Source organism: Xenorhabdus yunnanensis (assembly GCF_028598805.1).
Taxonomy (GTDB): domain Bacteria; phylum Pseudomonadota; class Gammaproteobacteria; order Enterobacterales; family Enterobacteriaceae; genus Xenorhabdus; species Xenorhabdus yunnanensis.
On record NZ_JAQRFI010000058.1, the window covers coordinates 1 to 19,662 of the forward strand.

General features: G+C 43.0%; 15 protein-coding genes and 1 pseudogene. All 16 read right to left on the reverse strand.

Annotated elements, in window-relative coordinates:
- Nucleotides 1-93: 93 nt before the first annotated feature.
- On the reverse strand, nt 94-891 hold the full coding sequence (locus tag PSI23_RS17900) for a Pvc16 family protein (RefSeq protein WP_273556348.1): 798 nt from the start codon (nt 889-891) through the stop codon (nt 94-96).
- An 83-nt stretch (nt 892-974) separates the two neighbouring features.
- Complete coding sequence (locus tag PSI23_RS17905) at nt 975-3,062, reverse strand: ATP-binding protein (RefSeq protein ID WP_273556349.1); 2,088 nt, start codon at nt 3,060-3,062, stop codon at nt 975-977.
- A gap of 36 nt (nt 3,063-3,098) precedes the next feature.
- Complete coding sequence (locus PSI23_RS17910; RefSeq protein WP_273556350.1) at nt 3,099-4,574, reverse strand: contractile injection system tape measure protein; 1,476 nt, start codon at nt 4,572-4,574, stop codon at nt 3,099-3,101.
- Nucleotides 4,575-4,638: 64 nt separating this feature from the next.
- Nucleotides 4,639-5,721 (reverse strand): tail fiber protein, encoded by a 1,083-nt coding sequence (locus tag PSI23_RS17915; protein WP_273556351.1) that lies wholly within the window; start codon nt 5,719-5,721, stop codon nt 4,639-4,641.
- 55 nt (nt 5,722-5,776) lie between these two features.
- On the reverse strand, nt 5,777-8,668 hold the full coding sequence (locus tag PSI23_RS17920) for a baseplate wedge protein (RefSeq protein WP_273556352.1): 2,892 nt from the start codon (nt 8,666-8,668) through the stop codon (nt 5,777-5,779).
- On the reverse strand, nt 8,661-10,850 hold the full coding sequence (locus tag PSI23_RS17925; RefSeq protein WP_273556353.1) for a baseplate J/gp47 family protein: 2,190 nt from the start codon (nt 10,848-10,850) through the stop codon (nt 8,661-8,663). Before PSI23_RS17925 ends, PSI23_RS17920 begins: the two co-directional genes overlap by 8 nt.
- Before the next feature lie 94 nt (nt 10,851-10,944).
- A complete protein-coding gene (locus tag PSI23_RS17930; RefSeq protein ID WP_273556354.1) occupies nt 10,945-11,370 on the reverse strand; it encodes a contractile injection system spike tip protein in 426 nt (141 codons plus the stop codon).
- Complete coding sequence (locus PSI23_RS17935; RefSeq protein ID WP_273556355.1) at nt 11,367-11,789, reverse strand: GPW/gp25 family protein; 423 nt, start codon at nt 11,787-11,789, stop codon at nt 11,367-11,369. Before PSI23_RS17935 ends, PSI23_RS17930 begins: the two co-directional genes overlap by 4 nt.
- 10 nt (nt 11,790-11,799) lie before the next feature.
- Nucleotides 11,800-13,416 carry a phage baseplate assembly protein V gene (locus PSI23_RS17940; RefSeq protein ID WP_273556356.1) on the reverse strand — a complete coding sequence of 539 codons (1,617 nt, stop codon included), beginning with the start codon at nt 13,414-13,416 and terminating at the stop codon, nt 11,800-11,802.
- Nucleotides 13,416-14,102: pseudogene (locus tag PSI23_RS17945) on the reverse strand (CIS tube protein). The gene PSI23_RS17940 and the pseudogene PSI23_RS17945 overlap by 1 nt, the downstream one beginning before the upstream one ends.
- Nucleotides 14,099-14,296: a DUF5908 family protein gene (locus tag PSI23_RS17950; protein WP_273556357.1), complete on the reverse strand. Its 198-nt coding sequence runs from the start codon at nt 14,294-14,296 to the stop codon at nt 14,099-14,101. The pseudogene PSI23_RS17945 and the gene PSI23_RS17950 overlap by 4 nt, the downstream one beginning before the upstream one ends.
- Nucleotides 14,293-14,751, reverse strand: coding sequence for a phage tail protein (locus PSI23_RS17955; protein ID WP_273556358.1), 459 nt, complete (start codon nt 14,749-14,751; stop codon nt 14,293-14,295). The genes PSI23_RS17950 and PSI23_RS17955 overlap by 4 nt, the downstream gene beginning before the upstream one ends.
- Before the next feature lie 15 nt (nt 14,752-14,766).
- On the reverse strand, nt 14,767-16,005 hold the full coding sequence (locus PSI23_RS17960; RefSeq protein WP_273556359.1) for a phage tail sheath family protein: 1,239 nt from the start codon (nt 16,003-16,005) through the stop codon (nt 14,767-14,769).
- Nucleotides 16,006-16,098: 93 nt separating this feature from the next.
- Nucleotides 16,099-17,571: a phage tail sheath family protein gene (locus PSI23_RS17965; protein ID WP_273556360.1), complete on the reverse strand. Its 1,473-nt coding sequence runs from the start codon at nt 17,569-17,571 to the stop codon at nt 16,099-16,101.
- A gap of 25 nt (nt 17,572-17,596) precedes the next feature.
- Nucleotides 17,597-18,664, reverse strand: a complete 1,068-nt coding sequence (locus PSI23_RS17970; RefSeq protein WP_273556361.1) for a phage tail sheath family protein — start codon at nt 18,662-18,664, stop codon at nt 17,597-17,599.
- A 38-nt stretch (nt 18,665-18,702) separates the two neighbouring features.
- Nucleotides 18,703-19,152, reverse strand: a complete 450-nt coding sequence (locus tag PSI23_RS17975) for a phage tail protein (protein WP_273556362.1) — start codon at nt 19,150-19,152, stop codon at nt 18,703-18,705.
- Between the last annotated feature and the right edge of the window lie 510 nt (nt 19,153-19,662).

Consider the following 19,662-nt stretch of genomic DNA (forward strand, 5'->3'; position numbering starts at 1 on the left):
TCGGTCAGTTGTTTATAGGTCATAGCGCATTTTCCTTTGGCGAGAAAGATGCCTACTATAGCAACTGACCGCCTTTCTTAGAAATTGCACTTATTAGGTGAATCCACGTTTCTGATGGGTAATACCTGAGACAGATAGAGATATGATGATCTCTGTTGGGCTGGTTGGAATAATATTCTCTTTTGTGATTAACAGTTCAACTTTGCTTAGTGCCAGCCTAATATTCTCTTCACTTTCTAAGTTTGTAACCGATTGTTTTTGTAATTTTGTAATTAATAATTCTCGTAAAGCATGGATAATTGTTTCCTGACTAAATGGTGCGATTTGTTCTACAGTAGAAGAAATGGTATTTACCGGAGTCGCCTTATCCTGCTCATCAGTGAGGCTAATGGGGACTGTTACTGAGTAATTTAGAGAAAGACGGGGGCGGTTCCCCAGTGATTGCCAAAAATTTCCTAAGCTGTTTAAACTTTCTTTCGGTGGTACAACCTGGGTATAAGCGCCGGGAATTCCTGCCAATTGGCGGTTATTAATCAAAGCATTCAGGACTTTTGACATAACTTTTGTTGCCTGATTATCAGGTTGGCTATCGGGGCTGCTGGCATCCGTTGCGGGTTTGGTTGATTCCCAATAGGTAATCAGATAATTACATTTAATATTGACCCAACCTGGCAATAACCTTCCCGAAGCGGCATTAAACACTCTGGATTCTGTTGTTCTAAGCTGCAAATCTTCATGGAGATCATAAAGAAAAACACTCACCATCGCATCAGATTGCACGGTATCTAATTCAGGCAGATCAAAACGAATCGCAACCTTATTATCCAGATATTTTTTCAGAATCTTTTTCATTGCTTTATTGACGTCAATAACTGTTTGCGTTTTTAACATAAAAAATCCTCTTAATTTATTATTGTGATAACCATTAAGTCATCGGTATCTTTAATATTTAGCTATTTTTATTGCCATGAATTTTAGAAAGTTAACCGACCCACTTTAGCGAGTTCCCGTGATAATGCTATTTCGATATCTTTATTACTGACTTCATTATGGTTATTCTCTGCGGCAAAAAGTGAAGACAATAAAGCAATGTTATGAATATTCGCGCCCGTTACGCTGGTGCGTTGAGCTAATTTATCGAAATCCACATTTTTGGCGATTTTTATATTTTTAGGCCAGATGGCCTGCCACATTTTTTTGCGGACAGTTTCATCTGGATAAGTAAAGCGAGTAATAAAAGTAAAACGGCGATTAAACGCACTGTCCAAATGACTACGGTTATTGGTGGATAAAATGACCAAACCCGGAAAGTTTTCCAGCCGTTGCAGTAAATAAGAGACTTCAATATTGGCATGTCTGTCTTGCGCATCTTTGGTTTCGCTACGTTTACCAAACAGGGCATCAGCTTCATCGAAGAATAAAACACCGGCATCCTGCTCTGCTAAATCGAAAATACGGGATAAGTTTTTCTCTGTTTCTCCGATGTATTTATTTACGACGGTAGATAAATCGACTTTTATTAAGTCAACGCCAATGTGATTAGCAATCACTTCTGCCGCCATGGTTTTTCCCGTACCGGAATCACCATAAAACAGGGCACTGATGCCGGTGCCATAGCCAATCTTATCTTTAAACCCTCCCGCCAGGACTTGTTCCCGATATTTAATTGCTATGAGTATTTCTTGTATCTGCTGGGCAATTTCGTCGGAGACTAATAACTCTTTTAATGAGCGTTTGGGGATAATTCGCTGTGCCAATTGACCAAAATTTTGCTGGGCACGTAAATTGAGCGCCTTGCGAATATCACATTGTTGCAAGATACCCGAAGGATCTCTTTGCTGTTGATAAAGTTGGGCTTCTTGTAAAATCAATGGCAGTGTTTCGGGATTAAATGTGTAACGTTGGCTTAAGGTTATTGCATCAATATCATTTGCACAGTGATTGGGTAAATGAGCAGTCAATAATCTGGTTTTTTCCACCGAGGTGAAAACGGGCATTTCGATCAGTAGTGTCGATATCTTTTTTAGCCATATCAACGGGGAATAAGGTTCGACCAGACAAATAATCCTTAATTCAGGTTGATTTAATAAGGCTGACAGAGAATCCAGTAGCTGTTTATGCTGTTCTGCGAATAAGCAAAAGTTTCGCAACAACAAGCAGGCGCCGCGCATACGGGTTTCTCGCAAAATAATCTTGATGTGGCAGAGCAGGGCGTTTTCATCGTTATCAGCTAACTTGGCGATATCCATAAGCAGCGTTTGCCGCTGTTCCGATGCCATCATATTGGCAACGGCATAGGCTCTGGCACTGTCGGCCACGCCTCGTAACAAAATAATAGGTCGAATATCATCGTGATCAGATAACAGTAGATTACCCAAGGCTTGTTTTAAGCCTGCCGGATAACTGCCAATTTCTGTGGGGGTTATCCACTCAACGCAATGTTCTAAAGCAGGCGTAATATAGTGATGACCAAGTAAAAAATGATACACGCCGCTATCAGTGATAAAAGGTGTCTGGAGCCAGGATAATGTTTTTTGACGGCTATCAATGGATAATAACTGGCTGCCAATCAGGGGGGAGCGATGCAGAAAACTGTCCTGCTGCATCTGTTTTTCGAGTTCTGAGTGGCAAAACAGCTCCAACGCCAGCGCAAAAGAGGGCAGTCGGGATTGTTGTTCCCCCTGAATCAGCGCAAACAGATGATGGTAACGGCTATCGAAATGAGGCAGTAAACCTAACAGCAACACATCTCTTTCAAAATCCGTCAGTTCAAAACGGGCAATCAGATCAGTTAATCGGGATGCCACAGGATTGACGGTTTGTGGTATTGCCAGACAATCATCGTTGAGCCAATGAGGTTTACCCAACGGGTTATCCAGTCTGGCTATCACATCTTCTTCGCTTAACAGAAATTCATCAAGGAGGTTACCTCTCTGACCTGATATACAATGGAAATGGTATTGAAGAACTAAATCTATGCGCTCCAGTTGGCTAAATAAAAACGCGAGATTAGGATCATCAACTTGCTTAAATAAATCAGAGAAAACAGGCGCTGTATTCATAAATTTTTGCTCAAACTAAGTTATTGGGGTCAATGGTTATAACCACGTTATGGTGATGGGGTGTTTCAACCAGCTAAAATTCGCTATATTCATTGGCCACGGCCATTCGCTTATCAGTGCATCGTAAACTTCGGGTTGAATATGGATATTTGTTATTCCATTTAACTCACTTAATTCCCCAGAGCGTTGTAGAAATAAATGACGCACATCGTTTATCCCCATTTTTTTCCAGGCCGGAAGCTGTACGATGGTTTTTTCCAGCCATTGATTGATTGCAATTTGTTTTGCTGGTTCTGGTGCTCGCCATAAGGCATTATCATTTATGGATAAACCACAAATGACTTTGTTCAGTGTCAACCGCCAAGCCGGTATTTCCTCTTCGCCCCAAATCAACCAATCAAGTAAACAGATGGCCTCTCTTTGCGCTTCAGGGCTGATAAATTGATTCTTATCCAATAAATCAAAGGCGCGGAAAAATGTTGGTAGTAACGGCCATAAAATCATGCAGCCGGCATTGCTGATGGATAAAACTGACTGTGATAATTGGGGAGGAATAGTATTATCAGTCTGATGATGGGTTTGCGTAGTCTGCTGTGAAAACGGCTGTACAGTATTGAGCAAGGCATTGGTTTCTAGAATATCTGACTTTAATGAGTGATTGCCATTTTTCGTGGTATTTTTCACTGGTTTTAAATTAACTTTATTTTGTAATATTCCTCTCTCCGGTTGTATTGTATTTATATATTTAATCTGATGACGAAGATAATGTTCGGCAGCCAAACTCAATTTTTCTGGTGTCACTTTCTTATCTATGATCGCCTGCGTTTGCGAATGAACAAATTCGGATGTTGTTGTTTCAATAAATAACTGGAAAAGCATACTAAGAACTTCTGGCTGGCAGATCTGAATTAACCGACTTAGCCCCGCAGGTTGTAAACAGTGTTTGGCTAACATAGGGAGCCATTGTTGTGGTTGAAGATTAACATGTTCTGTTAGCCAATAGCTAAATTCAATATTTTTTATCTGTTGCCATAAAACCGGTGATTTCCAGATACCATGTTTTAAATAATGTTCAATTCCCTCTAATACCGATTTTTCTGAATCTAATGTATTGAGTGTGATTAAATTATGTTGAGGCATTGATGGAATTTCACTCGTAGATTTAACCTTTTCTGAAATAGATAAGTCATTATCAATATTGTTTTTTATGTTTTGTTTGAATTCGTTAGATTTATTTTTTAACTCTTTTTCTAGTCGATAAATAAATTGTTGTTCAAAATCTTCTAAATTTATCTCTCCAAGATCTAAAACTATTTTTTCCAATACAGAATCATCATCCTGAATTGACCATTTTTCAACTTCCTCATTAATTAAATGATGTATTTTGGATTTAAATATCTCAGAGCAATTTTTAATTATCTTCTTACTATAACATTTATCGATATTCAGTAAGATATATAATCTATCAATCACTTTTTTGGAAGTAATTTCGTGATTTTTTTTCACAACCATATTCATTTTATCATTTATGATTAAATTTAATGGGCGAAAAGAGTCAACGCCCATTGTTAAAAAATTATAATTTCATAATAAAAGCAAGAGCATAATAAGGGGGTTCGAAAGTAATCTCACTGGATTCACCAGTAAATTCTGCTTTATGAGTATGCCCTTTTCCCCCTCCTGACTTGGCAATAGGAAAATCGTTCCAAGAATTATCTTTAACAATCCCTACCCCTTGGTATTTTTGGCCATTTCCGTTATGCTCGACAGTCCATACACTACTATCTATTCTGACTGTAGTTGTATGATTGTGAGCTGGAATCTCATCAAGTGTTAATGTATGCGATGACACATTAACGTTCCCTTCAGGGGTGAAGTTTATCTTATTACTTCCTCCCTTAGAGGATTTCATGTTGTTTGATGCTTTAATAAACCTTCCACGCAGATCAGGTGTTCCACTTTTACCATCACACAATGCCCACCCTATAGGAATATCATCACCAAAAAACATCACAATCATCCCTGAGGGAAGATCAATACTAACCCCTTCCTTATCAACAGTAATACCATTACCCGCTTTAACTGAAACCCCTTCATCACTAACAGTAATACCATTATCCGCTTTAACTGAAACCCCTTCATCACTAACAGTAATACCATTATCCGCTTTAACTGAAACCCCTTTATTATCAACAGTAATACCATTACCTGATTTAACTGAAACTCCTTCATCACTAACAGTAATACCATTACCCTCTTTAACTGAAACCCCTACATCACTAACAGTAATACCATTACCCTGACCAACAGATATTGCATCGTTTTTATTAATCAGGCCACTGCCCAAATGAACAGATAAAATATCTTCCTTTAGTATTAATGGGGAAAAGTCCTCGTTGTTGATGGTGCCTATTCTTAAATTAAGCGTACCGTCACCGCCCAGCGTTAATCCTGTTCCCGGCCCATTTTGTTCTGGCGCCTGACCACAGGCTTTGCGTCCAACATCCGCAATATCAATTAACTGGTTGAAATCAATTTGTAAAGGAATACTGCCTTCTTTAAATTTATCCTTTAATTTATCAATTTCAGGCCCAACATTTTTTGCATTAGATAAACTTTGTTTCTCTTGTGTTTTTGCAGAATAACGGATTTCTTTCATAGTTAACTCCATAAACTATATTTAATATAAAATTGTAACTGGTAGATTTTTTCTATTATTTCTCTTTTGGAATATAGAGTAATTCGTTCTGAATTATCTTATCGGTATTCCATTGATCGTTACTTTTACCGACAACCTCTTCTCTCTGGGGCGGTGTGGCAATACGCATTGTCCCTATTCCTTTGAAAGCAGAAGGTAATTTACCTAATGTCAAACTTTCCAGAATCGAATAAGCTTCATCCCCTAATGGAGCACCATTATTTTGCCAACGCTGATAAGTAGTACCGAAATTTAAAAATGGCGTTCGATCCATCCAATGAATAATCATAGAAATAGGGGCAGGGAATTCGGTGAGAATCGTTTCTTTAACCCACTCTTCTAATTTATAGGGATCAACACCGGGAACTTTAATTAAATCACTGTCTACCACTACGCTAATAACAAATGAGAAGTGGTCTGTCTTTACATATTCTTCACCTGAAAAATGCCAACTGTACCGCCATGCTTCTTCTGGGGCAGGAAACGCCAATGTTGAAGTACCCTGACGTTCAATAATCAAGGTGCCCTTGATGCGATCAAAGCTGACTACTTTTGCATACAACTTTTCTGATTTATCTGCATATTCCTGTGTGAAACCGACTATCCCTAAATTTTTGGTCAGGGTAATTTCATTGCCTACCGCAATCAGGGATGGGAAGGGAGTCTGTGCTGTGCGGGTCAGGCGCCGTTGATTTTCAAGCAATGGGCTGTCATTCAGGGATTGGTCGCTATCGTAGGCCAGACGATAGTTCATATCTTCCATCCAGACCACGCCATTTTGCCAGAACAGTTTTTTCGCGTTGGCGGCATCCATTACGCGTTTTAGATTGTACTCCAGTTGCGCACTGTTACCCACATCTAGCCAAAACTGATCCCGCTCGGTTTTGACTATCATCTGACCACGTATTGTAAAGCGGTTTTCCTCTTGTTCGCCTTCATAGAGGACTAAATTGATCACTTGCCCTTGTGTCAGTTTGCCCTTAATACCCGCTTGCTTAATCACTATATAATGCGGATCGGCTTGGCTCTCTACCAAGTCAGGCTTCTGCTCTTCATCAAACTGGCTGTTGGGCTTAATTGGCAACAATGCCCGATGTTCAACCAAATAAAAAGGCAGTTTGCTTAGGTCAGGTTCCGGTTTAAACAGCTCACCGCCCAATCCCATACGGGCAGCGATTCGTTTTTGGAGCGACGAGACCTGATCGATACGAATATTGGCACGGTGATAAGTCAATGTTGGTTGCTGTGCCAGATAACCCTGCTGTACCGCCCGAAAATCCTCGATGGGGATTGTAAGGGTACGCGGCGCCCGCTGCGTACCAAAATAGCCCAGTAGGTAATTAACAATATCCAACTCATGATCACTATCGTTCGCAATCTGTTTTAACAGCGTCTTTAACGCGGGTGCATATTTTTGATGCGCTTTATCATTGACTGAACCCGACTTAAACGGCCATTGATCACCCCAGACTTCATATCCCTTGCGTTGAAAAGTCAATAATTGCGGCAGCATGGCGATCTGTTGACAGCCACAGGCCAGCAGTTGTTCAAATGGCAGCAGAAACTGATGAAGTGATGATAAGCGCTGGGCATGTTTACTGTCAGATAAGGCAGATAAATCATGCTGTAACTCATAGCAAGCGGGCAACGTATCGCTGACGGGAGAATAACGACCCACATCACGATGCCGGCCATAAGCCAATACCACAGGTTTATTCTGAATCAGGGGAGGGTTGGGTAAACTGCCTCGAATTTGGTTTTCATCAACCGTGACGCTGATCCCACCTTTGGCTACCACTCTCAGCGGGCCATCATGTTGTGCCAATTGATGGAGTGGATATTTACCCCAAAGACGAGGGTAGTAGCCTTCTTTAATTGACCATGACCAAGCATCTTTTTTATTTCGTTCAATCAGGGTTTTATCAAAGTTATCGTCCAGTTGAAGGCGATTAACGTTCTGAATACCCTTAATCTCAAGCAACTTGTTAACCAGTCGGCTAAGATTGAGGGGGATCCGTTTGGTATAATCACGGACTGTCGGCAATTCAGGGATCCAGCCATGTTCCAATTGTGGCCCGTCAAAAATTTCATCATTGCGCATTCCGGCATCTTGCAGCTCTACCGTACTGAAACGCAGAGCCTCAGGCATCAGATATTGTTCTGCGGTAGTATAGACGGCAGCAAAAATACCCGGAACATCCTGTACCTTTACATCGTCATCCAGTTCAATATCCAGTAATAGCGGGAAATCAACGGGTTCTGACCAGATAATCTGACTGACCGATTCACCAATATTGCGGTTTTTCGTCAAAAAATCTTTCAGTTGTTGATCGGCAGTAGTCAGATTTTTCTGGGTACGACGGGTTGGTTCCAGATAGAGCCAGTAATTTCCCCGCAGGGTAAACTTTTTCGCCTCTTTACTCTCGACAAAGCTATATTCCCTTTTGGTGGCATCATACCAATAGGTATAACGTTGCGTTTCCGGTTCGCGTACCAGTTGCACGTTACGGAACAGAAAATCCCCTTTATCCTGTTCTGACTCTGACTTTGTTCCTGCCCAGTCACTGCTATGCAGATCCAGTAGTGCCTTTCGGTAATCATCAGTAGTTATTGGCCCACATGTCAGCGTATTGTGGGGGCCAAATTCAGCTGGGAAAATTCCGTCTTGCTGTTCCTGCTCATGGGGAGCAGGGGTTAGTAAGTCTGTTAAGGGCAGGGTATGACGGTAAGCCAAATCTGACACACCGTAACTGAGTCCTTCCAAAAAGGTAATACCGGGGTCGTGTTCTGCCGTGTCGCTCCACAATTTTCCGGCCTGTTGTTCAACCACCTGATGAGCCTGTTCCAGCAAGGTATCAAAGTGAATATCGTTTTTCACTTTGTGAAACAGTGCCTCTTGATTACTCATAGTTATTTCCTCGGCATTGCAGTTTATCGTCTGCTTCCCAGACTAAAATCAGCACCTCATTATCTTTGGCTTCCACCGATGCGGTGATATCACTGCCTTTAGCAGTATCTGAACGATACAGTGTCAGACAAGTGACCCGCTCAACCAGAGGTTGCTGTTGGATGGTTGCCAGTAACTGGTAATAATTAATGCTGTTATTCAGCTTGACGGGACGCTGTTCATGGACGCTCCAGGGCATATACGCTTCACTGAGTTGCTGCCGTAGTTGGCGATAGCCAAAATCTTCGTTAACATCTGGCTTAAAAATCACCGTGTAATTGATTTTCACATCAACATATTGGGGATTGCTGATCTCAATCTCAGCCCAGGGAGAACTTTTTTGCTGTAACCACCCGGCCATTTCTTGCAGGCGTGCCGGGTTGAGTACCGGACGAAATGGATCATCACTGTCGTTATATCGGTTAGCCGGAATAATTGTCAGTTGTTGTTTTTCCAGTGCGGGTACTCTGGTGAACTCATCATTACTGGGATATTTAACATCAAAAATGCTGACATAACGCTCTTTTAACAGTGTCACCATATTGCCCCACGTTAAGGCTCGGTTACGGTGGGAAAGATGCTGTGCTCCCCGTTCAAAAAAAGTGCTGTAAGGTTCCGGTACACGTCCATTCCATGATGCCCAGGGTTGGTGGATCGACGCCACCACCATGATGGGTTCAACCGGACGCTGAATAGTGCCTGCCGATAATGGCGTTAAGAAATGGCTGTTGCTGATGCCATCGGCATTCACCAATGTTGCTGTTATGGCGTTATAGATCAGGCCGCATAACCAAGGATTTTTCCCCCATGAGCCTTCGTGTGTGGGGATGACCACGACGGCTTTTAACCAATAGCGTTCCGTTGGCATCCGCGTTGCTTGATTGGCAGCATCCGCGGGCAGGACAACCTGCCAAGTGCCATCTTGATACAGATGTTGGGTTTCATCATTGACCCACGCATCCAATGCAGCCCATTGATTCTTTTGGTTCAGGTAATACCAGGAAACTTCTTTGGGTTGCTGTGGCGATTTTAATTTCCAATATAGCGATAAGGTTTGTCCCGGTTTGATGTCAGTAATGCCAAGATATAAAGCGGGATTTTCTTCCAATGGCTCAATTTCAGAGTTATAACCAAAAGGGGTTAGGTGATGCGTCTCGAACGCGGCCTTATCGACATTTCTTTCTTGCACCTTGAGAGCTGTTACCGCAGGCAGTGCCTGGCTATCTTTTCCCTGTAGCCTGAGCACTGGCTGACTGAAAACCAGATTATCCAAATCCTCTGGGGCACTGATTGCGGGTTCTTTATCTGAAAGCTCTAGTATGATTTCCTCTTTATTCACCTTCTTAAGAGTCAAGGTTAGCCATTGATTACCGCTACTGATTTGGGCGATCAGATTTTGGCTACTGACGTCTTTATCAAAGGTAACAGTTATCTTTCTTGTCCCTTCTTCCATTGCCAGTTGTGCAGAGGTGATTAACATCCCTCCCAGTACAGGTTTATCTAAATCAGTTTCACTGAATAACCGTATTCCACCAGATGGCAATGATAACTGTGCCTGAGAATCCCAAGGAGTCGCGGTAACCCATTGTTGGTTTTCTTTTTTACGTAGCCAGCACAAGTCACTGATATAGCCGCGATTCGCCAATAAACTGGCATCCTGCGCATATTGCAAGGCATTACCTTGTTCATCTTGTCCCGCTTCAAATAAAGTGCCTTTAGTGAGCAGTTGCTCTGTGACGGTAGAGTTCAATTCCACCGACAAAGCAACTTGATCAGGTTGTGCCGGACGGGGAGACAGCCCCAAAAGCGCCCGATAATAGAGATCGCGATGAGCCGCAGGTAAGGTATTCAATAAGGATATTGGAGTTTCCAATAATCGCAATATTGCTAATAGAAAAGCTTGATGAGGTAATAATTCCCCATTGGCTTCGATTTTCCCTTGATATAATTCAGCAAGTTTCTCTGGCGTATTATTCGCCATAAAGAAAAAATCATTCCAATGATTATTGCCCTGATTAAAGGGAATTATTTTGGTGTACCCCTCAATATATTGGAGTAATTGCAAACTGGTGCGATTATCTAATTTAAAATCGCTCATCGGCACCAAGTTTGACAATTTATTATTTAACTCAGTTAATTCCATAATATCACCTGTATGGCACAGCGATTCCTCTGTGAATAAATGATCATTCACACCATTTAATTTCTATTTAATATCGCTTAATTCAGCCAATGTCTTAATTTACGGTGGCAAAGTTCTGTTGGGTAATAAAACTACCCTTTCCCGGTGAAGATGTCATCACATCCGGTTGGGGTGGAGTTACCGTATTATTCATGGCTGGAGATTCAGGCGTAAACATTGCCGTGAATTTCTGCCCCTTGATGATTAAAGCCGCTCCACTGGTACATTGAAAAGCCTGCTGGCGGGTATCCAACGCACTGATAGTAATGGTTCCTGTTCCCGGCGTAGCGTGTGTTGCGGTGAAATAGGTGGCTGAAACCCTGACCTGTTTTTCATTCCCCAGAATGCAAACTTTCTTTCCACTCACTTGTGCATGTCCTGTGCCGCTGATTTTAGCTGGGCTGGAAGGTGTTACCTGTCGATTCCCAAAGCTAAGATCAAACAATAAAGTGTCTCCATCCACCACAATGGCTTCACTCATACCACCTCCATCGCCAGACCTTCATTTAGCGTCAGTGTTCCTTGAATTTGCTGATTGATATCGCTTCCCCGCAGGCGATATATCACCTGCACTTGCAAGGTACTCTTATTATTTGGCGACTGACGGACTTGGATATCAGTAATATCTGCCCGTGATTCATAACGTAATATGCTGTCATGGATATGGGATTCAATTTCAGCAAACAATTCGTTGCGGATATTTTCAAACATAAAATCATTTAATCCGCAGCCATAATTTTCACGCATCAGGCGTTCCCCCGGCTCAGTGCTGAACAGAATGTGCAAACTTTGGCGCACTTCTTCTGCTCCCTCAGCCATTTTCACCCCCTTTTCAAGGGAAAAGGCGGGAGGAAAAGCCCAACCACGACCATAGAGTTGTGTCAGTATTTGGTTTTCCATTGTTCACCTTTCACTGGGTAAGATTAATTTTGGCACTTTTGATTTCAACACTGTTTTTGCCAGACATATTGAGCGATTTATCCATTTGGGCATTCATTGTCTGCGCTTTCAGTGTTAATTCTTTTTTCGTTGACAGAGAAATATCTTTATCCTGCTGGAGAGTGATTTGATTTTCTCCCGCACTCATTTGGATTGTTTTCTCTTTGCCATTAATCATGATTTGTTGTTGAGTTTCTCCTTTTTTCACCACCAAGACTTTTTCCCGATTATCTTGGGTGGGTTCTAAAGGTGCTTTATTTTTCGGGTTGTGCATTGCGCCCAGAATGACCGGATAACGTGGGTCATTTTCAAAAAAGCCGACAATCACTTCATCACCGGGTTCCGGGTAAAAGCAGAAACCGCTTTCGTGGCTGGCGTAAGGTTTCCCTAGCCTTGCCCACAGAAATTCATTCTGCCGATTCAGTACCGGCAGAATAATCGGAATGCGGTTTAAGGCTGCACTGTCCTGCTGGTATTTTGCTACCGTCGCAATATGCAGTTCGGTGGCATCGGGCAATATCGGCAGATATTCTTGCTGTAAGCCAATGCTCAGGGTGGTTTCCCAATCAATTCGCCGATTGAAACGATGGCGAACCGCAGTAATGCTTGCTGTACCATCCAGTTGTGAACCAAATCCTGTCAGTTGGATGTTGTCCCCTAACTGATAACGTCCATCGCCTTTAAGCAGGAATTCACCGATTACGCCAGAAATGCGCTGATTCAGTAATAACCCCTGTGCCAGATAACCACTCTCTTGAGTGGTTAACGGGCTGCTGTAGCGAATATCCCAACTCGTTTTATTTAAAGATGCCAGTTTGTCAAGGGAAAGGTTGGCTTTCCCTACGGCAATACTGCCGTAGCGACCGCCTGATAATTCCTGCTGCTTACTGATATCCCAACCACTGACTTCCAGTGAAGCTGGGTTAAGATGGTTATCAAACTGCCAGCTGGCATCCTTGACGATAATGTCTTTTTTCTCATCCCCCCGGATTTTAAGGGTATGGGTGAAATTGGATTTCAGGGCATCAGGTTGGACAAGCTGAACGCCTTCTGTCGTGGGTAACAGCCACACGCCCGTCGCCGCTAGCCGACACAGCAGAAAACGCCAATCTGAACAGCGAAATTGCACCATCTGCTCATGCTTTTGATCCAATGCGGCTATCCGCTCAAAGTGAGCCTTGATACCCGCTTGATGCAACAAAGTATTTAAGATGGTTTTTTCGTTGCTGGCCTTAAACAGTTGTGAATGCTGAGTATCTACCATCAATTGCAACCGATGTTTGACGACCAAAGTCAGCAATAATTGCTTATTTTTGATTTTCAACGTATTACGGGTAATCAGCCCGTTAAATAGCACCGATTTTTTGCCGCCGTCAATCACTTCCAGTCGCAGGGTTTTTCCTACCTGACAATGGGTCAATTCAGTCTGTACATCCGACTGGCTGAAAGAGGAAAGTGGCCTGTCTGGCAGGCTGAGTTTCAGCGTCGCAGAAGGAATGCTGTTAACGCGGTAATGGGTGTCCACATCAACCGCAGCCAACAGCGACAACGCCTTACCATCTGCAATGATTTTCAGTTGGTGGCTCATCAGGCATCTCCTCTGCTGGCCTGTAATATCTCACCCGGTACGAATCCATTAAGATTATCCAGACCGTTTTGCTAGGCCAGTGTCAGGTAATCGACACCACCAGACAGAGTTGATGCGGTGCTGGCTGCCATCAGGGACAGTGAAACGCCATCCTGTACCCGTAAGGCGATTTTCGCGGGTGATTTCAGGTTTTGCTCTGTCTCCTGCAAAACCAGACTGTCATCCGCCACCAATGTCAGGATGACCCGCGCTCGCAAGGGAGTGGCATCACGATCAAACAAGGTGTAATTCACAGATAAGCCTTTCGCCCTGCCAGCAAAATAGCCGCGGCTTTCCCAACGCATTTTCCCCCATTTAATTTGCAGGAATCGCGTTTCATTACTGGTGGCATCCACGCTGCACAGTTGCTTAAGCTGCGTTAGCTGAGCTTCAACGGGGATTTTGTTACCCGGCATTGTGGCATCAAAAATCAGCTCAAGGGATAACCCGGCGGGCTTGGCCTGTACATAAATGCTGCTTTGTTTTTCGCTATTAATCGCTTGGGATTGCTGATAATCAGTTTGGTAATCCAGTTGCAGGGAATCGGGGTTATACATGGCTTGCACAGTGCCTGCCCGTATTTTTCCTTCCCTGTCTTTATAGGCATTAATGGTCAGTTTCGCTAAACCACGTTCAATCAGACTCATGGACGCCACCCTTCCTCATCGCGTAATGCGGCCAACACTTCGTGTTTAATTTTTTCAACCCAAATTGCTTCATCCAGACTCTCCTGAATCAAAGAATAGCCCTGCCTTTCCGATTCAGTTGCTTGTGTTGGTAGTATTGGCGCTGATGAAACCACTTTTGCCTGAATGATTAGTTCTCTGATTTCTACGGTCATACTTTGACTCCTAACCAGCACATATCCTGATAGCTCAGTTCAAGGGTATTCACCAAGATGGCGTTGCTGTTTGCGTCAAAGTCGCTGGTTTGCCAGCGTACCGGTAAGGCATTGCTCAATGTCCAACTGGACAAAGGTAGTGAATTTTCGTTTAACAGCATAATCACCACATCCGCATAGGCGATTTTTTCTCCGCGTAATACCCGGTCAAACATCCAGGTCAAAGGGGAAACTGTCATCACACCACGCTCCAGTGTTAATGTGCCGTGTTGGATTTTCTCAGCCAGATAGTTATTGCGGGCGTTCTCGCCGCCTTGACTATGTTGGGTGACTTGAAGTTCCCGACTCAGGCCGGAAATGCGTTGAAAACGGATATCCAGCGGATCAGGAATGCCATTAAAAATAAAACTTGCCATAAAGCGGTGGGATACCACGGGGGTGTAATAATCGTTCATTGTGCTCTTTCCTTCTTAAGACAAAAGCGCGCCCGTTTGGGTATCAAATACCAAACTGATCTCGATAAATTCGGCGGGAGACAAGACGGCCAATGCGACTTTCATGATCATTTTCCCGGCACGGATATCCTCTTCGGTCATCGTTTCATTTACTCCTAACAGCACAGTAAATGCTTCATCTTCCCGTGAGCCGTACAAGCCACCCTGTAACCATAATTGCCGTAACCAGTTGTAACTTTGCCCCTTGCATTTCATCCACGTCAGTTCGTTATTGGGTTCAAAGATGTACATATGGGCCAATTGCGCCAAATGCACGGTGACATAAGAAACCAAACGACGGGTTTGCAGGTAGCGCCACGGCGAGTTATCTGTGTTTTCCAGTGTGCGGCATCCCCATACACGTATACCTTTGCCGGGGAAAGTGCGGATCACATTGAGCGAAGTGCCATTGGTGTTAAACAACACACTGCCTTGAAGATAAGACTTAACTGGCCGAATAACCTGAGACAGAGCAATGTTGGCTGGTGCCTTCCACACGCCGACTTCGCTATCCGTGTGCTGGATAACTGCCGCAATGGCAGCGGTGGGAGAGAGCACAATACCTTTTTGGCTGGTTTTGCTGGATGTATCCTGATAAGTGGTTTCTAAACGAGGCCAATAGGCGGCTCCCCATTGGCGATATTTAGACGAGAGATCTTTCAGGCATTGCTGCGCTTGTTTAACCTCATCCGGTGCATCCAGCAGTACAAAGAGATTGGCGCGGATTTGGCTCAGTTTCAGCAGTGTACTCCAACCCTCAGACCATAACTTGACTAAAGTCTGTTGATCATCAATGACACTTTCATTCAGTCGGGCAATATCCGGTGCCAAAATCAGGGTAATCTGCGTTTCCCCGCCAATGGCTTCTTTCACTGCGTCAGATCTGAGCGCTTCAATCAGTGCCTTGGCTTCCGCCTGAGTAATATTCGCTGAAGGTATATTGCCTTGCAGTGGTAAAACAAAAGCCTGTTGCCCGCCATTATCGAAATAGAGCCTGACCGCCAACGCCATCAGATGATCGTTACCAAATTTCTGGATATATTCCGCCAGATTGTTGATACGAACTGCGGTTTTTACTGGCTGTAATTTTTTCTGTTGCTGATGGTGGACAGCATTGGTATAGCCAATAAATATCGGCACTGCGCTGGGTATCTCTTGCTGGCCCGTATTGATGATACTTTCTGTTAAGGTTACGCCCGGTTGAATTCTTTCCATCATCATCTCCTGTAACGTGGTGAGATAGGCACTGTTAATACAGTTAATACAGTTAATACTGTTAATACAGTGCCTGAGTTTTAATCACAGAGATTACTGGGCGACATCCTGCGTAAATTGCAGAACGATAAATTCAGCCGGTCGAACCGCGGCCAGACCTACTTTCATGATCATTTTGCCTTGTTTGATATCAGCATCAGACATGGTGATATCCTGACCAATATGGACAAAGTAAGCCTCTTCCGGGCGATCACCCATCAGGGCATTTTTTTGCCAAAGGGCATAAAGATATTGATCAACGGCGGCTTTGGCGCGCATCCAGGTAGGTTGATTATTGGTTTCAAATAACACAGCACGTAATGCTTGACGGATATCGCGTTCAACGGAATTGAACAGACGACGGACAGGAATATAGCGCCAGTGAGTATCGTTGACATCTGTACAAGTACGGGCTCCCCAAACCATCAAGCCACGGTCAGTAAATGAACGGATGACATTGATACCCTTGTTATTCATGGCTCCTTGCCGATCGTCATCGACTTTATCAGTCAAGTCTTTGACGCCTGTCAGTGCAACGTTGGCTGGTGCTTTCCAGACGCCACGCTGGTTATCTGTTTGGCAATAAATTCCTGCAATCGCAGCACTGGGTGGTAAGGTGAGTTGACGTTGTTGTTGCTGTTGCAATCTGGCATCAATTTTTTGTGCCAGCGCGTTATCTGTTTCTCTAAGTTTCTCCAGCGTTTTCATTTTATCCTTGCCTGATTTATCCTCATACCCATACCCACTGATAAGAACGTCTTGATCGTCGGGCAAGGTGGAGAATTTCAGGTTTGTTTCCAACTGAGGATAATAGGCGGCAACCTTGGTGCGATTTCCCACGCTGGGTACTGATTCACCATCGGGGCTATCTGCAATCAGGAAATAGCCTACTTTGTTATCATTCAACAATGATCTGACCGCCTCGTAGACGTTGGTTTTATACTTTTGATTGTCTTCTGCGCAAACCAACAGAGTGACATCCCCTTTTTGTTCTATCACTTCGGGGATAGCGGTCAGAGCCGATGGATTGTTAAAGTCGTTTAATGAATAGATGTAACAAGCACCGCCCCCATTTTGAAAATAGAGCCTCAAAGTTTCTACGGCCTTAGACAGATTGACTTCCTCAATATAGTGAACCCATTTTGGGGGTTCTTCAGTTGCAGAGAAAGTTTCGGCTTGGTAAGTCTCTTGAGCTTTAGTCTCTTTTTTTTCAACTTCTTCTTTTTTATCTTTTACAACATCTTTATTTTCAGCTTTATCTTTTTCAACTCCTTCTTTTTTTCCTTTATCACCAAAAGAAGGTTCAATACTCGATCTGATGACAATTTCTGTCATTGGTGCCAAAGAAAAAGTGGAAGTAAATTCAAGCCAGTTGCTGATACGAGTACAGACTTGGGTTGAATCCACGGTTTTCGGGGTAAATTTACCGATAAAAACAGGCACGGCAGTTGCACTGTGGTTGACAGACAATGCAAGGGAAGCATCTTCTTCAATATAAACGCCGGGCGCTTTTAGAATAGCAGGCATGATAATTCCTTATCAATCAATGTGATTAACGCTGTTCTACGTCTTGCGTAAATTGGAGGATGATAAATTCCGCAGGTCGAACAGCAGCCAAGCCGATTTTTACAATCATCTGCCCTTGATTAATCTGTTCTGGTGTCATCGTAATCCCCTTGCCAATCTGCACGAAATAGGCTTCTTCTTCTTTGCCACCGGCCAATCCCCCTTGCTGCCACAGGCTATGAAGATAATTGCTGATTGCTGCTCTGACTTGTTCCCAAGTCGGCTGGCTGTTAGGTTCAAACATGGCAAAGCTCATGGCACGCTTAACATCCCGCTCAACGGTATTAAATAAGCGACGCACAGGGACATAGCGCCAGTTGTCATTGTCTTCCAGCGTTCTTGCTCCCCAAACGGTAGCGCCGGTATTGCTGAAATTTCGAATCATATTGATGGCACGACCGGAGTTATATACGGCCTGAATTTCATCCGTGACCAAGAATTCCGGTTCCAGACCACCTTTCAATGCGACATTGGCCGGTGCTTTCCACACTCCGCGGGATAAATCGACGGAGGCGTAAACTCCTGCTATAACCGCACTCGGTGGAATGGTGGTTTGTGCCCAATCTGCTTTCAGCCACGGGTAATAGACTGCGGCAAACGGTGTGGCGTCATACTTTGCTTTGGCCTTTTCTGCATCATTGGTAGTCAATGCTGTGTCAGGGCCATCAAAAATGGTAAACAGCCCTTTTCCTGGCTGGCATAAAGTTGCGGCTGCTGTTTTAATATCTTCGCCCGCAGCAACCAGTAAAGTGACATCATCTAAGGTTGGAATAATTTTTTCTAAGCTATTGGTTTGGACGAGATAACAATAGCCTCCGCCATTAGTAAAATAAGCCCGCAGAGAAACGGCCAGTTTATCGTTGTTGTCAAAATTGCTTACCAGATTAAGATAATCCATCCAAGAATTAATTCGATGGGCAGTATTTTCACTAATATGTTTATTTTCTTTATTTACTGCAAAAACGGGAACAGCGGTGGCACTATTTGATACGGATAAAGCCAGGCTGTTTAATTCTTCAATATAAACGCCAGGATAATGGGTAACGATTGTCATAAAAATTCCCTTATACAAAATGATTAACTGTCAATGCCTTAAACAGCCTGCATGGTCACGCGATCGGCAGTCAGGGTAATTTCCTGAACAGCGATGTCATTACTGGTGGCATCAAAGGAAGGAGAAGTTAATGAGGTAGGGAAAGCATTAGCGACATTCCAAGTCATTAGTAATTCAGTGCCTGCGTCATTGGTTAAGCTGATGGTAATATCTTTTTTCTCGACCTGATTAAGTTGGATAGAATTAATCCAATCAAACAATTCAGTTTTGCCGGGGAAAACACCTTTACGTAGGGTAATATTAATCGGCTGGCGCTGACCAGGCATTTTGAACCAATTACCTACACCATCGCGGTATTCAATGGTTTCATAATTAATATCCAGCCCTGAAACACTGTTAAATGGAATTTGCTCATCGCTGACAGAAACAAGGAAACGATAAGAAGGAATAGGATATTCAATCGCAATTTGAGAAGTGCTTGTAGACATAATAGCCTCTTTTAAAATAAAAATGGTTATGATTGATTTCAATTAAAATAAGATGCAGAGTGATATGTTTTATTTGGATAAAGCTACCACCACAAAATGACAGGTATATCATTCTGAAAATATTTTTTGTGGTTATATTACTCCTGCGTCAATAGCCATCGTGCCGAAAAATTGATAATGAGTACATTGCCAATAATGCAATTTGCTTTTTATGCAACTTATTTATTTATCGATAAAAAGCACTTTATTTAGGTGTTTATTAGTGATATTGGATGTGTGTTGGAAATAATTTGATAGATAAGTATCTAATTGTTAATAGCAAAATCAGAGTTCAATAAAAGAACGCTATTAAGGTGATTAAGAAGTAAATAATTTAAGAAAGAGATTAATAAATAAATGACGTGGATTCACCTAATAAGTGCAATTTCTAAGAAAGGCGGTCAGTTGCTATAGTAGGCATCTTTCTCGCCAAAGGAAAATGCGCTATGACCTATAAACAACTGACCGAAA

Bases quoted from the DNA above. Each gene is read 5' to 3' on its own strand.
- PSI23_RS17960 (WP_273556359.1), bottom strand. From the start codon at position 16,005: ATGGAAAGAATTCAACCGGGCGTAACCTTAACAGAAAGTATCATCAAT.
- PSI23_RS17930 (WP_273556354.1), bottom strand. From the start codon at position 11,370: ATGAGTGAAGCCATTGTGGTGGATGGAGACACTTTATTGTTTGATCTT.
- PSI23_RS17935 (WP_273556355.1), bottom strand. From the start codon at position 11,789: ATGGAAAACCAAATACTGACACAACTCTATGGTCGTGGTTGGGCTTTT.
- PSI23_RS17925 (WP_273556353.1), bottom strand. From the start codon at position 10,850: ATGGAATTAACTGAGTTAAATAATAAATTGTCAAACTTGGTGCCGATG.
- PSI23_RS17915 (WP_273556351.1), bottom strand. From the start codon at position 5,721: ATGAAAGAAATCCGTTATTCTGCAAAAACACAAGAGAAACAAAGTTTA.
- PSI23_RS17905 (WP_273556349.1), bottom strand. From the start codon at position 3,062: ATGAATACAGCGCCTGTTTTCTCTGATTTATTTAAGCAAGTTGATGAT.
- PSI23_RS17910 (WP_273556350.1), bottom strand. From the start codon at position 4,574: ATGGTTGTGAAAAAAAATCACGAAATTACTTCCAAAAAAGTGATTGAT.
- PSI23_RS17950 (WP_273556357.1), bottom strand. From the start codon at position 14,296: ATGACCGTAGAAATCAGAGAACTAATCATTCAGGCAAAAGTGGTTTCA.
- PSI23_RS17965 (WP_273556360.1), bottom strand. From the start codon at position 17,571: ATGCCTGCTATTCTAAAAGCGCCCGGCGTTTATATTGAAGAAGATGCT.
- PSI23_RS17920 (WP_273556352.1), bottom strand. From the start codon at position 8,668: ATGAGTAATCAAGAGGCACTGTTTCACAAAGTGAAAAACGATATTCAC.
- PSI23_RS17940 (WP_273556356.1), bottom strand. From the start codon at position 13,416: ATGAGCCACCAACTGAAAATCATTGCAGATGGTAAGGCGTTGTCGCTG.
- PSI23_RS17955 (WP_273556358.1), bottom strand. From the start codon at position 14,751: ATGAACGATTATTACACCCCCGTGGTATCCCACCGCTTTATGGCAAGT.
- PSI23_RS17900 (WP_273556348.1), bottom strand. From the start codon at position 891: ATGTTAAAAACGCAAACAGTTATTGACGTCAATAAAGCAATGAAAAAG.
- PSI23_RS17975 (WP_273556362.1), bottom strand. From the start codon at position 19,152: ATGTCTACAAGCACTTCTCAAATTGCGATTGAATATCCTATTCCTTCT.
- PSI23_RS17970 (WP_273556361.1), bottom strand. From the start codon at position 18,664: ATGACAATCGTTACCCATTATCCTGGCGTTTATATTGAAGAATTAAAC.